At 66.5% G+C, this 15071-nt stretch carries 11 protein-coding genes; 5 read left to right on the forward strand and 6 right to left on the reverse strand.

All coding sequences use genetic code 11. From position 1 onward, the window contains the following. Window positions 1–79: 79 nt before the first annotated feature. Both ABQ137_RS20140 and ABQ137_RS20145 read right to left on the reverse strand, forming a co-directional pair. Window positions 80–3109, reverse strand: a complete 3030-nt coding sequence (locus ABQ137_RS20140; RefSeq protein ID WP_349783437.1) for a TonB-dependent receptor — start codon at window positions 3107–3109, stop codon at window positions 80–82. 135 nt (window positions 3110–3244) lie between these two features. Beyond that, window positions 3245–4297, reverse strand: coding sequence for a LacI family DNA-binding transcriptional regulator (locus ABQ137_RS20145; protein WP_104593425.1), 1053 nt, complete (start codon window positions 4295–4297; stop codon window positions 3245–3247). A gap of 406 nt (window positions 4298–4703) precedes the next feature. Between ABQ137_RS20145 and ABQ137_RS20150 the strand changes: the two genes are divergently transcribed. The 3 genes from ABQ137_RS20150 to ABQ137_RS20160 all read left to right on the forward strand — a co-directional run bounded on the left by ABQ137_RS20150 (window position 4704) and on the right by ABQ137_RS20160 (window position 9652). Next, window positions 4704–5678 carry a hypothetical protein gene (locus tag ABQ137_RS20150; protein WP_065033356.1) on the forward strand — a complete coding sequence of 325 codons (975 nt, stop codon included), beginning with the start codon at window positions 4704–4706 and terminating at the stop codon, window positions 5676–5678. Next, complete coding sequence (plsB, locus tag ABQ137_RS20155; protein WP_349783438.1) at window positions 5678–8344, forward strand: glycerol-3-phosphate 1-O-acyltransferase PlsB; 2667 nt, start codon at window positions 5678–5680, stop codon at window positions 8342–8344. Before ABQ137_RS20150 ends, plsB begins: the two co-directional genes overlap by 1 nt. A gap of 327 nt (window positions 8345–8671) precedes the next feature. Then, the gene (locus ABQ137_RS20160; RefSeq protein ID WP_349783439.1) at window positions 8672–9652 is read left to right on the forward strand and encodes a zinc-binding dehydrogenase; all 981 of its coding nucleotides are present in this window, start codon (window positions 8672–8674) and stop codon (window positions 9650–9652) included. Window positions 9653–10068: 416 nt separating this feature from the next. Here the strand turns inward: ABQ137_RS20160 and ABQ137_RS20165 are convergent, their stop codons facing one another. Continuing rightward, window positions 10069–10272 (reverse strand): YdcH family protein, encoded by a 204-nt coding sequence (locus tag ABQ137_RS20165; protein ID WP_023905744.1) that lies wholly within the window; start codon window positions 10270–10272, stop codon window positions 10069–10071. Between the two features lie 156 nt (window positions 10273–10428). Here ABQ137_RS20165 and ABQ137_RS20170 point away from each other — a divergent pair, with 156 nt between their 5' ends. Then, the gene (locus ABQ137_RS20170; RefSeq protein ID WP_039527696.1) at window positions 10429–11001 is read left to right on the forward strand and encodes a hypothetical protein; all 573 of its coding nucleotides are present in this window, start codon (window positions 10429–10431) and stop codon (window positions 10999–11001) included. 189 nt (window positions 11002–11190) lie between these two features. After that, window positions 11191–11544 carry a ribonuclease E inhibitor RraB gene (locus ABQ137_RS20175; RefSeq protein ID WP_024937634.1) on the forward strand — a complete coding sequence of 118 codons (354 nt, stop codon included), beginning with the start codon at window positions 11191–11193 and terminating at the stop codon, window positions 11542–11544. Between the two features lie 67 nt (window positions 11545–11611). Here the strand turns inward: ABQ137_RS20175 and ABQ137_RS20180 are convergent, their stop codons facing one another. The 3 genes from ABQ137_RS20180 to ABQ137_RS20190 all read right to left on the reverse strand — a co-directional run bounded on the left by ABQ137_RS20180 (window position 11612) and on the right by ABQ137_RS20190 (window position 15048). After that, window positions 11612–12145 (reverse strand): lipocalin family protein, encoded by a 534-nt coding sequence (locus tag ABQ137_RS20180; protein WP_054592246.1) that lies wholly within the window; start codon window positions 12143–12145, stop codon window positions 11612–11614. 344 nt (window positions 12146–12489) lie between these two features. Further along, on the reverse strand, window positions 12490–13524 hold the full coding sequence (locus ABQ137_RS20185) for a glycoside hydrolase family 43 protein (protein ID WP_349783440.1): 1035 nt from the start codon (window positions 13522–13524) through the stop codon (window positions 12490–12492). 36 nt (window positions 13525–13560) lie between these two features. After that, window positions 13561–15048 (reverse strand): MFS transporter, encoded by a 1488-nt coding sequence (locus ABQ137_RS20190; protein WP_039563770.1) that lies wholly within the window; start codon window positions 15046–15048, stop codon window positions 13561–13563. Between the last annotated feature and the right edge of the window lie 23 nt (window positions 15049–15071).

A 15071-nucleotide genomic window follows, 5' to 3' on the forward strand; every position in this document is an offset into this window, starting at 1 on the left:
CCCATTGCCGTGGGGCCGATGCAGCTTAGGCAGCGGGTGCGGTACCGGGGCCGAGACGCCGGAGCCGCCAACGCAGCCGTTACCAGATGATGCGTGCGCTCATGAACAAGGTCCGTGGCGGAGTGGACATCGCGCCGTACTGGTTGATGCTCACGCGCGGGTCGTACACGCCGGCACTGCCCCAGTCGATGCTGTACTGATCGTAGTTGCGGAAGTTCAGCGCATTGATCAGATCGCCGCGCACCTGCACCGTCACCGCATCGGTGATGTGCATGTCCTTGGACAACGACAGGTCCAGCTGGCGGGTGCCGAAGATGTCGCCGCCGGCGATGAACTTGCCGCCGGGCGCATCCACCGAGACTACGCGGATATTGTCCGAACTCGGGCCGCCGTACTGGTCGTAGGAGATCGCCTCGTTGCGCGGCGGCACCGTGGCCAGGGTCAGCTTGGCCGAGCCGCTGATGCCCCAGAACAGGTCGTAGATGCCGGTAAGCACCAGGCGATGGCGCGGCACCGCATTGAGATCCAGGAACGGATAGTCGGCAATGGTGGCCGCATCGAATCCGTAGCGATCGTCGTTGCCGCGATTGCCGCGCGCACGCGAGAAGGTGTAGGCCGCGGTCAGGCCCCAGCCGCTCTCCTGCGTATAGGCCTTGTCCGCCGACAGCAGCAACTGGCCGGTCTTGGTCTCCACGCCGTTGTTGCCGATGATCAGGTTGCCGAAGCCCTGCGGCCGCTGCTCGAACGCCTGTGCGCCGTTCTGGAAGAAATCGCCGTTGGCATAGCGGTTGCCCAGGGTGAAGATGAAACCGTCCTTGCTATGGATATACGACAGCGTGGCCGAGGTGTTCCAGTCGCCCAGCTGGGTGCGCAGGCCCAACGAATACTGGTCGGCATACGGCGTCTTCAGATCGTTGTTGAGCAGGTCGATTTCGCCGTTGCGCACCCGCGCATCGACCAGGTTGGCCAGGCTGTCGGGATTGCTCACATAGGTCGGATCGAAGGCGGTGCAGGTACCCGGCGCCGGGACGCAGTTGGTGGGCCCGGCAAAGCGGATCGTGTACTGCGCCAGCGCGGATTTGATCTGCTCCAGGCCCATCACGTCGAACAGGTTGCGGTCGTAGCTGCGGCCGGCACCGCCGAACAGCACCAGCGACTCGTCGCCACGGAAGTCGTAGGAAAAGCCCAGGCGCGGCGCGAAGTTGTTGTTGTCCTGTTTGCGATTGCGGCCGTTGCTGATGTAATCGTTGATGTCCACCCCGCCCTTGGCCAGTTGCTCGGCGTAGGTGGCGCTCACGGCCGGATCGGTGCCGGGGCCGTTCAAGGCCGCCACCACTTCCGGCGGGGTCACGTTGTCCAGGTACGAGGGAATCTTTTCGCCATCCCAGCGCACGCCGATATTCAACTGCAGCTTGTCGTTGACGTCCCAATCGTCCTGGATGTACAGGCCCAGCTGCTTGCTGGTGGTGGTCACCGACGGTGCGGCACCGGCGAACGGCAGGTTGAAGCGCACCTGGTAGGGAATGGCCGAGGTGCCCGCGCCATCGCCCACCGCGTAGTAGAACGACGGGTTGGCCGCAGAGTTCTCGCTCTGGGTCAGCTCCACTTCCTTGTACTTCACGCCCATCTTGATGACATGGTTGCCGTGCCACTCGAGGTTGTTGAAGGTCAGGTCGTTCTGGAAGCTGGGGCCTTTCTGGCCCTTGCGCTGGATCGCCAGGCCGCTGGTGGCACCGTCGTTGAGCAGCACGTCGTCTTCGGCGATGCCGCGCGTGTACACGCTCTGGCTACCCACGGTGTAGGCGGTGGGATTGAACAGCACGTCTTCATAGGACACGCGCGCTTCGTTGACGTAGCGCTCGCCGTAATGCTGCCAGCGCAGGTCGAAGCGCTTTTCGGTGTTGAGGTTGATCTTGGAGGCGATCGCGGTGGTCTGGCCGCCGACGCTGTCGCGGCTTTCTTCGTCGCGGTACTTGCCGGTGAGCTCGAGGCGGTCGTTCTCGCCGATGTCCCAGTCGACCTTGCCGAAGTACAGGTCTTCGTTGAACGGGCGGGTGACCGAGCCGAGCCGGCTCTGCACGCCGGCCGGCAGGTCGTCGCTGAGCGCACTGAAGCGATCGGGCACGGCCACCGGATCGGCCGAGACCTCGAAGCCCTTGCCTTCGTAGCTGAAGAAGAAATGCGCCTTGTCCTGCACGATCGGCCCGCTCAGCGCAAAGCCGTATTCGTCCTGGTGAGTCTTGCGCTTGCTGCCATCGGAGTTGGGTGCGCCGGCGCGTTCGTCGGGCTGGCGCGCGCGGAAATCGGTATTGCTGGTGCGCCCGAAGATCTCGCCGTGGAACTCATTGCCGCCGGACTTGGTCGAGGCCACGATCGCTGCCGAACCGACCTGGTCGAACTCGGCCTTGTAGTTGGAGGTGATGACCTTGTACTCGCCGATGGCCAGTTGCGGGAACGGGTTGCCCGCGCTCTGCTCCTGGCCGGACACGCCACCGAACAGGTAGCTCTTCTGGCCGACGCCGTCGATGTAGACGTTCACCGCCGAGCTGCCCTGCGCGCCGCCGCGGATCTGGCTGTTGCCGTTGGAGTTGGTCTCGAACTGCATGCCCGGCACGGTGTCGGCGAACTCCAGGAAGTTGCGCGTCAGCTGCGGCACGGTGCTGATCTGCTTCAGCGACACGTTGGTGCCCACTTCGGAGGTCTTGACCTCCTGCAGCGTGGTGGCGGTGACCTGCACCGCATCCAGCGTGGTGGCATCGCCGGCAGGCGCCGCGGCTGCGCTGCCGCCCAGGTTCAAGGTGACCGACGAGGCCACCGACAGGGTCACGGTCTGCTCGCTACCGGGGCCGGCATCCACCTTGTAGGTGCCCGGGGGCAGGCCGACCAGCGCGTAGCTGCCGTCGGCGCCGGTGGGCACGCGCCGGACGGCGCCGCTGGCGACATTGGTCGCGGTCACGGTGGTGCCGGCCTGTGCTGCCGCAACCTGGCCGCGCAAGGTCGCATTGCTGGACTGGGCCATGGCCGGGGTGCTGGCCAGCAACGAGGCGGCAAGGGCGCAGCACAACAGGCTGCGCGCTGGCAGGGTGGAGACGGTGCGGTAATTCTTCATGACTTTCCCCCTCCCAGGGGTAAAGCGCGAACCAGCGGAGTGGCTGGCGCGTCGGTACTGCGTCAAGCGGGACAGCTGGCAACAACGGCAACGGACTGCAAGCAACACACGTTCGGCAAAGCGTGGTGGCGCGTTTCAGGTGGGAGGCGCCGCCCGCGGCGCGCTGGACGCGCGCACGATCAGTTCGGGAACCATCTCGGAAAACGCCGGCGGTGCGGCATCGGCGGGCGGGGCGGGCGCATCGACCAGTTGCTGGCCCAGCAACAACTGCAGTGCCCGCGCGCCCAGCCCGGCGATATCCACCCGCATGGTGGTCAGCGCCGGCAGCACGTAGCGCGCCATCGGCACGTCGTCGAAGCCGGCCAGCGCGATGTCCTGCGGCACCTTCAGCCCGGCATGGCCGAGCGCGAACAGGCAGCCCAGCGCCATCATGTCGTTGGCCGCGAATACCGCATCCGGGCGCGCGCCCTGTGCCAGCGTCTGGCCGGCGCGGTAGCCGGACTCTTCGTCGAAGTTGCCCGGCAGCACCCACGGCTGCACGTCGGCATCCAGCGCCAGCTCGTCGCGGTAGCCGCGCAGACGCTCATGCGCATCGAAGTTGTCGGCCGGCCCGGCGATGAAGGCGATGCGGCGGTGGCCGCTGTCGCGCAGGTGCCGGGTCATCGTCCGCGCGCCGCCGTAGTTGTCCACGTTGAGCACCGGGCGCTGGCTGGCCGTGCCGGCGCAGTTGAGCAGCACTGCCGGCAGGCCGCCGGGCAGGGCGTCCTCGTGCACGCCGGAGTCGCCCAGCGAGGGCGACATCACCACCACCCCGTCCACGCGGCCAGGCAGGCGTTCCAGCGCCCTGCGCTGCGCCTGCGGGTCGCCGTGCGAGCTGGACACCAGCAGGTGGTAGCCCTGCTCGCGCGCCACCTGGTCGATGCCGCGGATCAGTTCGGAAAAGAACTCGCCATGCAGGTCCGGCAACACCACCCCGATGGTGTGGGTGCGCCGGCTGCTGAGGCTGCGCGCGGCGTGGTGCGGGATGTAATGCAGCGCGCGGGCCACCTGCAGCACGCGCTCGCGCACCGACTCGGCCACATGCTGGTGCCCATTCATGGTGCGCGAGACCGTTGCCACCGACACCTGCGCTTCGCGCGCGACGTCCTTGATGGTGACGCTACCGCCTTCGGAGCGTGGCCGACTCATGGCAAAACCTCCAAAACAACGCGGTTGCCACCGCACGCCGGGAAGGGTCGCACGGTCCGCTGGCGCAGAACGTTCGTGTCACACATGCACATGAATGACATCGGCCCCAACCGATGGCGACCTCAGAGCGAGATGGCGCGCACGCTAGCAGGAACTGCAAGCGCTTACATGATGCGCTGCACCATTGGGCCAAACGCAGGTGGCACAAGGGCTTGGCGGCATCGCCTGGACAAGTTTGTCCGGGAAGGACAACGGCAGTCAATGTCGGACACTGGGCGACAACATGCATGGAACTACGAAAATCTAACGTTTCCGCACCGTACCCGGGCGCACGGTTGTCGCGCGCCTTGCCGCCAGTGCGTTCAGACAGCAAGATGCGCCGATCGATCAGGGGAACAGCGTGCGCATGTCGCCATCTACCGTCCGCGCCGGCCGGTTCCAGTCCATCGCGTGGGTGCTGCTGGCAGCGCTGTGCCTGGGCAGCTGCCAGCGCGCTGACAAGACCGCCGCCTTGCCGGGCGCCAGCGCCGAGCCAGCCGCAGCGATGCAGTCGATGACCCTGCCCTTGCGGCGCAACGACCTGGTCGCCTATGCGCGGATCCGGGTCACACCTGCGCAATACACCCAGCTGGAGGCGGCCTGGCGCAGCGGCGCCAGCCGTTGGCCGCTGACCGAGCTACCGCTGCCCAACGAGGTCGGCAGCCTGCTCGGCACTTTGTCGGCGCCCGGCGCCGAGCGCCAGCTGCAGCAGGCCTTCGATGCACAGCTGGCCGGCCAGTCGCAGGGCATCCGCCAGGCTGCGCAGTCGCTGGGCCAGTTCGGCGTGCAATACCTGCGCAGCCGCAGCGACTACCAGCCCGAGCAGCGCGCCCATTACGTGCAGCTGGTCGATGCCCTGAGCGCCTGGGCGGCCACTGCGCCGCTGGCCGATCGCGCGCGCGCCAAGGCCAGCATCGCCGACCTGGTGACTGCCGCCCGCGCCACCGGCATCGGCTCGGACGCCGATCTGCAGCGCTTGGGGATGGAAGAGAGCCTGCGCCGGCTCGGGCCGTTCTGGGCCGCGGCCAAGCAGGTGCTGGAGCGTTACGGCCTGTCGCTGGACAGCAGCCTGGATGCGCTGCGCACCGGCTTGATCAGGCAAGACGGCGACCGCGCCCAGGTGCGGCTGCGCTATCCGCTGGCCGCGCACGACATCGACCTGAGCATCGGCCTGATCAAGCGCGACGGCCACTGGTACCAGCAGCAGACCCAGGACGAGGTGCAGGCGCTGCTCGGCGCTGCGCCGGCGGCGCCCGCACCCGACGCCGCTGCAACGCCTGACACCCCGGCGGCCGCGCCCGCCACGCCCGCCGCCACCGGGCAACGCCCGGCTGGGCGATAATGACCGTGATGCCAGAACAGAATCCCCTGCCGTTCCCGGACGGCCAGCCCGCCCCGCCCAGCGCTGCTGCCGATCTCGGTGCCACGGCCGCCGCCTTGCCGAGCGCCGTTCCGGTTCCGCCGGACGCTGCGCCGTCGATCGCGCCCGCCGTCGCCGCTGCCCGCAGCGCCAAACGCCCGTGGTGGGCGCGCCTGCTCGGCCGCCTGGCCGACCCCTGGCTGAGCCTGACCATCGAACCGGATCAGCCGAGCCGCTACGACGACGGCACGCCGGTGGTCTACGTGCTGGAGGACTACGGCCTGTCCAGCGCGCTGATCCTGGACAAGGCCTGCCGCGAGGCCGGGCTGCCCTCGCCACTGGTGCCGCTGCCGGGCGACCCGCTGCAGCGCAAGCGCGCCTACCTGGCGCTGTCGCGGCGCAGCAGCAGCAATTCGCTGATCCCCGAGCAGCGCGGCGGCAAGACCCATTCGGATTCGCTGGCCAAGCTGCTGCAGGCGCATCGCGTGCGCGCCGACCTGGACGTGCATCTGGTGCCGGTGTCGATCTTCGTCGGCCGCGCGCCGGACAAGCAGAGCGGCTGGTTTGCGGTGCTGTTCTCGGAAAACTGGGCGCTGGTCGGCCGCTTCCGGCGCCTGCTGGCGGTGCTGCTCAACGGCCGCACCACCATCGTGCGCTTCGCTCCGCCGATCTCGCTGCGCCAGACCATGGCCGAGGGCCTGCCGCCCGAGCGCACCCTGCGCAAGCTGCAGCGCGTGCTGCGCACGCATTTCCGCCGTATCCGTGAGGCAGTGATCGGGCCGGACCTGTCCACCCGCCGCCTGCTGGTGGACCAGGTGCTGGCCGCCGATTCGGTGCGCGAGGCGATCGCCACCCAGGCCAAGCGCGACAACTCCAAGCCGGTCGATGCCTGGCGCAAGGCGCATGCCTACGCCTGGGAAATTGCCGCCGACTATTCCAGCCCGGTGGTGCGCTCGGCCAGCTTCCTGCTCACCCACGTGTGGAACCGCATCTACGCCGGCGTGCTGGTGCATCACCTGGACAAGCTCAAGCAGGCCGCGCCCGGGCACGAGGTGGTTTACGTGCCCAGCCACCGCAGCCACATGGATTACCTGCTGCTGAGCTACCTGCTGTACGAACGCGGCATCGTGCCGCCGCACATCGTGGCCGGCATCAACCTCAACCTGCCGGTGGTGGGCACGCTGCTGCGCAAGGGCGGCGCGTTCTTCATCCGCCGCTCGATCAAGGGCAATGCGCTGTATTCGGCGGTGCTCAGCGAGTACGTCGCCCAATTGGTGGCCGGCGGTTACTCGATCGAATACTTCGTCGAAGGCGGGCGCTCGCGCACCGGGCGCCTGCTGCAGCCCAAGGGCGGCATGATCGCGATGACGCTGCGCGCCTACCTACGCCAGCCGCGCAAGCCGGTGCTGTTCCAGCCGGTCTACATCGGCTACGAAAAGCTGATGGAAGGCAACAGCTACCTTGACGAGCTCACCGGCCGGCCCAAGGAGAAGGAATCCATCTGGGGCCTGCTGTGGTCCATCCCCAAGGTGCTCAAGCAGAACTACGGCCAGGTGGTGGTGAACTTCGGCGAGCCGATCGCGCTCAACGACGTGCTGGCCAAACACGCGCCCGACTGGGACGGCCAACCGCTGCCCGACGACGAAAAGCCCACCTGGCTGGCACCGGCGGTGGACACGCTGTCCACCCAGATCCAGACCCGCATCAACTGCGCCGCCGACGTCAACCCGATCAACCTGCTGGCGCTGGCGCTGCTGTCCACGCCCAAGCACGCGATGGGCGAGGCCGACCTGATCGCGCAGATCGAGCTGTGCAAGAAGCTGCTGGCGGAGATGCCGTATTCGGACCGTGTCACCGTCACCCCGCACACCCCGGCGCGCATCATCACCCACGCCGAAGAGATCAACGTGCTCACGCGCGTGTCGCATCCGCTGGGCGATGTGCTGAGCGTCAGCGGCGACACTGCGGTGTTGCTGAGCTACTTCCGCAACAACGTGCTGCACCTGTTCACCGCCTCCTCGTGGGTGGCGTGCTGCTTCCAGAACAACCGCCGCATGAGCCGTGCCGGTCTGTTGCGCCTGGGGCGCACCGTGTACCCGTTCCTGCAGGCGGAGTTGTTCCTGCCGTGGAGCGAGGACCGCTTTGCCGAGCGTATCGAGCAGACCATCGACATGTTCGTGCGCGAAGGCCTGCTGCTCAACGTCACCGATGACGATGGCGGCATCCTTACCCGCAACACCGGGCAGACCGACGAGGTGTTCCGCCTGCGTGCGATCGGCCATTCGCTGCAGCAGGCCTTCGAGCGCTATTACATCGCCATCTCGGTGCTGGTGAAGAACGGCCCCGGCGTGCTCGGTGCCGGCGAACTGGAAAGCCTGTGCCAGCAGGCCGCGCAACGCCTGAGCCTGTTGTATGCCCCGGCCGCCCCGGAGTTCTTCGACAAGACCCTGTTCCGCAGCTTCATCCAGAAACTGCGCGAGCTGCGCTTGGTGTGGCCGGACGAGAACAGCAAGCTGCTGTTCGACGAGCGCCTGGATGCCTGGGCCAAGGACGCCAAGTTCATCCTTGGCCGCGAATTGCGCCACACTATCGAGCGGGTCAGCCCCGAGGCGGTCAAGCCGGACGTGGTGCTGCCGCCGGCCGAGTAAGGCGGCAGTACAAACGCCAGCCTCTCCCTGCGGTAGGTGATGCCGGGCAATGGCAGCGCACCCGCAGGGAAGCGCAGATGCGCACCATGCTTCCCTTCTCGCACAGGGAGAAGGTGCCCGAAGGGCGGATGCGGGTCGGTCAGCACGCAGATTATCCGGCGCTGCAGCTGACCAGAGTCACTCGCGGCGTTGTTCACCAACGCCCGCAACTTCACACAACAGTTCCGTTCGTTTCATCCGCCTCTTGCAGCCGTGCCGATAGCATCGCGCCACCTTTCATCACGATCGGGTGCGTTGGATCACTGGCGTGCCCGGCAGGAGATTTCCATGCGCGCAGCCATCCACACCCAATTCGGCGACCCGGCCAAGGTGCTCGAACTCGGTCAACGGCCCACCCCGCAGCCCGGCAAGGGCCAGGTGCGCATCGCCATGCGTCGCTCGCCCATCCACAACCACGACCTGTGGACGGTGCGTGGCAATTACGGCTACAAGCCGGAGCTTCCCGCAATCGGCGGCAGCGAGGCGGCCGGGGTGATCGATGCTCTGGGCGAAGGCGTCCAGGGCCTGCAGACCGGCCAGCGCGTGGTCGCCGCCGGCGTGCACGAGAGCTGGGCGGAGTTTTTCCTGGCCGACGCGTCCGGCGTGGTGCCGCTGCCCGACGCGCTGGACGACGACCGCGGTTGCCAGTTGATCGCCATGCCGCTGAGCGCGCTGATGCTGATCGAGTTCCTGCATGTCGAAAAAGGCAACTGGATCGTTCAGAACACCGCCAACGGCGCGGTCGGCAAGACTGTCGCCATGCTCGCCGCCGCGCGCGGTATCAACGTGGTCAACTTGGTGCGCCGCGACGCCGGCGTGGACGAGCTGCAGGCCCTGGGCATTGGCAACGCGGTCTCCACCGCCCGGGAGGGCTGGCAGGACAGCGTGCGCGCGCTGGTCGGCGAGGCGCCGATCGTGCGCGCAATCGACTCTGTCGCCGGCAGCCCGGCCGGCGACCTGATGGGGCTGCTTGCCGAGGGCGGCGAGCTGATCTCGTTCGGCTCGATGACCGGCGAGCCGCTGCAGATTTCCAGCGGCGATGTGATCTTCAAGCAGGCCAGCGTGCGCGGCTTCTGGGGCAGCAAGGTCATGGCCGCCACCAAGCCCGAGGACAAGCGCCGCATGATCGGCGAACTGCTCAAGGCCGCCGTCGATGGCAGCCTAGCCCTGCCGGTGGAAGCGGTATTCGATCTGGAAGATGCAGCCAAGGCGGCCGCGGCAAGCGCCGAACCGGGCCGCCGCGGCAAGATCCTGCTGCGCGCAGGCTGAGGACGGCGGCTCGGGTCGTCTTACGACAGTCGGCGCCTGACGCGCAAAAGCGGTGAGGCGATTGCACGTCCGCTGACGCGAACAAGCGCCCGGATCCGTTGCCCAGATCGGCCGAAGAGATCGACAATTCTCCAAGGCCGGCGTATCAAGCCCCTGTCCCCTCGGGGCGAAGCCGCACCGCTTGCGCGCCACTGGCGCGCGTGCCTTGGAGCGCCCGCATCGCAAGACGTGGGCTGGGGCGCGCAGCGGGGTTGGGGTGAGGGTGTGGCCCAAGCGACCAACGCGACACGCCTCAGCTCAAGCCGGCGCCATGCGGACAAACCCCTGCCTGCGTCACCAACTGACTCAACTGCCTGTCACCGCGACCTTGATATCCACTGCCGCAAAGCAGACCCAGGCGGCCGCACGCACCAGCCTCACGCCGGCTCGTCAGGCACCAGTTCCATTTCCAGCCGCGTGATGCAGTCCTTGAGATGCAGCTTGCGCTTCTTCAGGCGCTTCATCTGCAGCTCGTCGTCCATGTTGGCGGGCACGCGCTGGATCTCCTCGTCCAACGCGCGGTGGGCGCGTCGCAACTCGGCGATCTGCTCGGCGATCTCGGCGGGTGAGAGAGTTTCCACGGCTCCGAGCATACACAACCACGGGCCGGCCGCGTCACCCGTGCTTGCCAAGCCGCCCGGGGCTGCGACAATGCCTGCGCGCCGTTGGGGAAACGGCGGCGCGCCTGATCCCATCATTGCCGCGCGGCCATGGCCGTCGAGAAAGGAGTCTTTACGATGCGTTTGCGTTCTTCCCTGCTGGCCCTGAGCCTGCTCACCGCCGCCAACCTGGCCAGCGCCGCCGACGTCGCCAAGTACGACGGCTTTTTGTGCTGCAACCTGCGCACCGACGGCAGCTGGATCAGCGACAGCAACTACGCCGAAGACGGCAAGCGCATGCTTCCCGTAGGCACCCCGGTCAGCGTCACCGGCTTCGGCCGCAACCGCGTCAACCTCAAGATCGCCGGCGAAAAGCAGTCCATCGGCAACGATTACAGCCGCGACCTGGACAACACCGCCTTCGCCGCGCGCTATGTCGTCACCGCCGACCCCAAGCTCAAGCTCGCCACCTTCCCGCCCAAGATCCGCCAGGCCATCAATGACGGCAAGCTCACTGGCGGCATGACCCGCGAACAGGTGCTGATGGCGGTCGGCTACCCGATCAGCAGCGAAAACCCGAATCTGGACGCCTCGCTTTGGCGCTACTGGCGCGACAGCTTCTCCGAGTACCAGGTGCAGTTCGGCCCCAGCGGCAAGCTGGTCAAGGTGACCGCGGATCCGCAGTTGATGAATCTGGTTTGGCTGCCGTGAATTGCCCAAGGTGGTCGCACATCGTGCGGCCATCTGCATAGCAGGTTCATTGCCTGAGCAGGCACCTCGAACACTGGGAGACGGTAGGCTCCAGCAGCCGAGGTCTGGATCCTGGCGACACGCGACCAGAGCGCACAATCAGCGCCAGCGCTCTTCCCTGGCCACCGGCCGCCAAAGACCGAAGCTCACATGCAACGACATCCGGACCTGTATCCCAACGACGATAACGGCAACACCCTCTGGCACATTGCCCAGCAAGGCGTGGACCTGTCGAAGCCGCGCGAGATTGCGTTCTCCGTGGTCTTCCCCACGAAGGAATCGGCCTTGGAGTTCTCGGTGATGCTGCTGCGCTTCGAGCAAAAGGTGCGTTGCTGCCACTATCCGGAAAACACCGCGTTTCCGATGGACGTGACGGTGTATCCGACCATGGTGCCGTCGCACAAGGCGATTTCGGCGTTCGAGGAGGAGCTGGCCGTGGAGGCCAAGCCGCTGGGTGGCCTGAATGACGGCTGGGAGTTTTCCGTGGATGACAAGGACGCCTGACGCAGCCCGTGTGCGAGAGCCGGCGATGCAGTCACTGCATCGCTGAGCTGGTTGCACTCTTACCGCGTTACCGCTGTGACTGCGGTACGCGGCGCAGCTGCGACACGTCATAGCCCATGGCGGCGATGCGTTGGACAGCCTGCTGATAGTCGGCATCGGACACCTGCGGGGTACGCGCCATGTACCAGACGTAATCGCGCTTGCTGCGCGCCACGATGGTCTGCGCGTAGGCCGCATCCCGCCAGGCGATCACGTACTCGGCCTTGAACGGCCAGAAGAACTGCATGCTCCACAGCGCACCATTGCCTTCCTTCGCCACCTGGCCGATCGGATGCATGGACTTGAGCGGTGCCTGGAAGCTGCCCTTGCGGTAGGTGAAGGTGGTCTGGATGCGGCCGTCCGGCCGCAGCGCATAGCGCTCCACGGCATCGTAGGCCTTGCGCTCGGGCCGGGTGGGAATGTGCGCGATGACGTACCAGTCGCCCATGAAGCGCGGCACGTCGACGCTGTCTGCGCGGGGCAGGGCGGCACGCGACTCGCTCCCACTGGCACTCCCGTAGACCGCTAGCGTCAGCAACAACAGCATCGAACCACCTCGCATGGCAACCTCCACCAGAAAGAACCCGTAGATAGGCCTACGGCGTTACTGTGCGTCCGGATGCAAGCCCATGCGATGCAGTTCCGGACTGAGTGCACGCTGGCGTGGTGTGCCAGCGGCACGACCGTAACGCTCGACATGTCATGGCGGTGTTGAAGCGCCAGGCCGACGCCTTGCGCATGCCAGGAAACGCGCGATCACGGAGCGGTGAGCGCCGGGTCGACGATCAGCCGCAACGAGGATAAAGACGCGCTTTGAAAGCGCAGCGGTGGCAGGACGTGTCGTTCAGCGCCGGCGGTCGAGCCATGACGCGCCGATAGTCCCGGCAGGCGGTAGCCCGACGGCATTCACCAGGGCGATACCGCGTCTTCCCCATATGGATGAATCGTCGCGATCCTTCCATCCGCGTCGTGCTCCAGCGGTGCCATCTTGATGCTGCGCAGATGCGTCTGCCCGCCCGACAAGACAGCATCGTGATAGAAAAGATACCACTGGCCGTTGAACAGGCAGATGGAGTGATGCGTGGTCCAGCCGACCACCGGTGCGAGCAGCACGCCCTGGTAGGCGAATGGCCCGAACGGGGTATCGCTGGTGGCGTAGCAGATGCGGTGGGTGTCGCCGGTGGAATAGGACAAGTAATAGCGGCCGGCATGGTGGTGGACCCAGGGGCCTTCGAAGAAGCGGCGGGCGTGGTCGCCTGCGCGTAGCGGGGTGCCGTGTTCGTCGAGGATGATGATCTCGCGGGTGGGTTCGGCCAGTTGCGTCATGCCCTCGTGCAGGCGGGCGACGCGCGGGCCAAGTGCGGGCGCGTCGTCGCCCGGTTCCTGATGGTCCGGCGCATAGACGTTGTCGCGGTACTGCTGCAGCTGGCCGCCCCAGATGCCGCCGAAGTACAGGTAATGCGCGCCGTCGTGGTCGGCAAATACCGCCGGGTCGATCGAGTAGGTGCCGGCGATGGGTTCGGCTGCGGCGACGAACGGGCCTTGCGGGCCATCGCCGACCGCCACGCCGATCTGGAAGATGCCGTCGGCCCGCTTGGCGGGAAAATACAGATAGGTCTTGCCGTCCCGCTGCGCGGCATCCGGTGCCCACATCTGGCGCTGTGCCCACGGCACGTCGCGCACGTGCAGGACCTGCCCGAGGTCCTCCACCGGTGCACCGGGATGGGCCATGCGGAAGACGTGGTAGTCGGCCATGTCGAAGTGCGAGCCATCGTCGCTGAAGGCAACGCCGGCATCGATGTCGTGCGAGGGGTAGATGTACAAGGCGCCGTCGAACACGTGTGCGGAAGGATCGGCGGTATAGAGGTGGGTGACCAGCGGTGCGGAAATGGCGGTGCGCGCCAGCGCCTGCAGTGCAGCGGTGTGCAGTTCATCGGACATGCGCGTACCTGTGCATGAGGTGGGAGGGAGAGGGCGTCAACTGGTGGCGAGCGCGGCGCTGCGTCGGCGCAGGCCCAGCTCGTGTTCGATGCGGGTTTCCAGCGGCTTGTCGATCTCGTACAGCGCCAGCAACGCGGTACCGAGCAGGAACGGGATGGACGCATACACGCTGATGGCCAGGCGAATGCCGTTTGTCACCGCATCGCTTTGCAGCGGCAGGGCGGCATCGTAGCCATAGAACGCCAGGATGCCGGCAACCAGCGCGCCGCCGACGCTCAGGCCGATCTTCAGGCCGCACAACATCGCCGAGAAGATGATCGCGGTGGCGCGGCGGTGGTTCTTCCATTCCGAGTAGTCGGCCACGTCGGCGATCATTGCCCACAGCAGCGGGATGGTGATGCCGTAGAAGAAGCCGTGCAGCACGTAGGAGGCGAACACCCAGGCGATCGCAGTCGGCGGATACACGTAGAACGCCAGCAGGAACAGCGTGGAGATCAGCAGCGCGCCGCCGAACACGTTGCGCTTGCCGTAGCGATCGGCCAGCCGCTTGGAAAAGCCGATGCCCACGATCATCGCCAGGATGCCGCCGGCGCTGAACACGCTGAAGGCCGAGGTGGGTGCGTCCTGCGGCCATTGCAGCGCGCTCAGGCCGGCGCCGGTAAGCATGCTGTTGATCGCAGCGATGAAGCGGTTGAAGCCGGCGTTGTCGAGGAACAGCGTCAACGCGTTCGCGTCGAGGGTGTACTTGAAGTAGTAGATGTACATCCCGCCCTTCATGGCGAGATTGATGAAGACCAGGATGGTCAGCGACAGCATCACCAGCCAGGGTCTGTTGCGGACCAGATCGGTGAGGTCCTGGCGTACGCTGCTGCGTTGTTCGCTGATCGGCAGCACGCGCTCGCGGGTGGTGAAAAAGGTGATCAGAAAGCACAGCGTGCCGACGGCGGCAAACAGCGCCATGGTGTTGCGAAAGCCCTGTGCCTTGTCGCCATTGCCCAGGATCAAGACCAGCGGCAGCAACAACACCTGGATGATGAACTGTGCAAACGTCACCGCCAGAAAGCGGTACGCCGACAAACTATTGCGCTGCTCCATGCTGCCGGTGAGCACGCCGCTCAATGCCGAGTACGGCAGGTTGTTGGCCACGTACACCAGCATCAGCAGCGTGTAGGTGGCGAAGGCGTAGGCGATCTTGCCCTGCTCGCCGAGTGCGGGTGTGTTGAACGCGGCCAGCGACAAGGCACCGAACGGCAATGCCGTCCACAGGATCCACGGGCGGAACTTGCCCCAGCGCGTGCGGGTGCGGTCGGCCAGGATGCCGATGATGGGCGTGAACACGAACGCGCCGAGCATGCCCACCACGAAGATCAGGGTGGCGGCCACACTCGCCGGGATGCGGAACACATCGGTATAGAAGAACGCCAGGAAGGTGACCAGCGTCTGGAAGATCAGGTTGGCCGCCAGGTCGCCCAGGCTGTAGCCGATCTTTTCGCGCAAGGAGAGCTGTTGTGAGCGATCGTTCATGAGGTGGGGCGGGGCTCAGGGAG

This window comes from Xanthomonas sp. WHRI 8393, from assembly GCF_040203315.1.
GTDB classification, from domain to species: domain Bacteria; phylum Pseudomonadota; class Gammaproteobacteria; order Xanthomonadales; family Xanthomonadaceae; genus Xanthomonas; species Xanthomonas arboricola.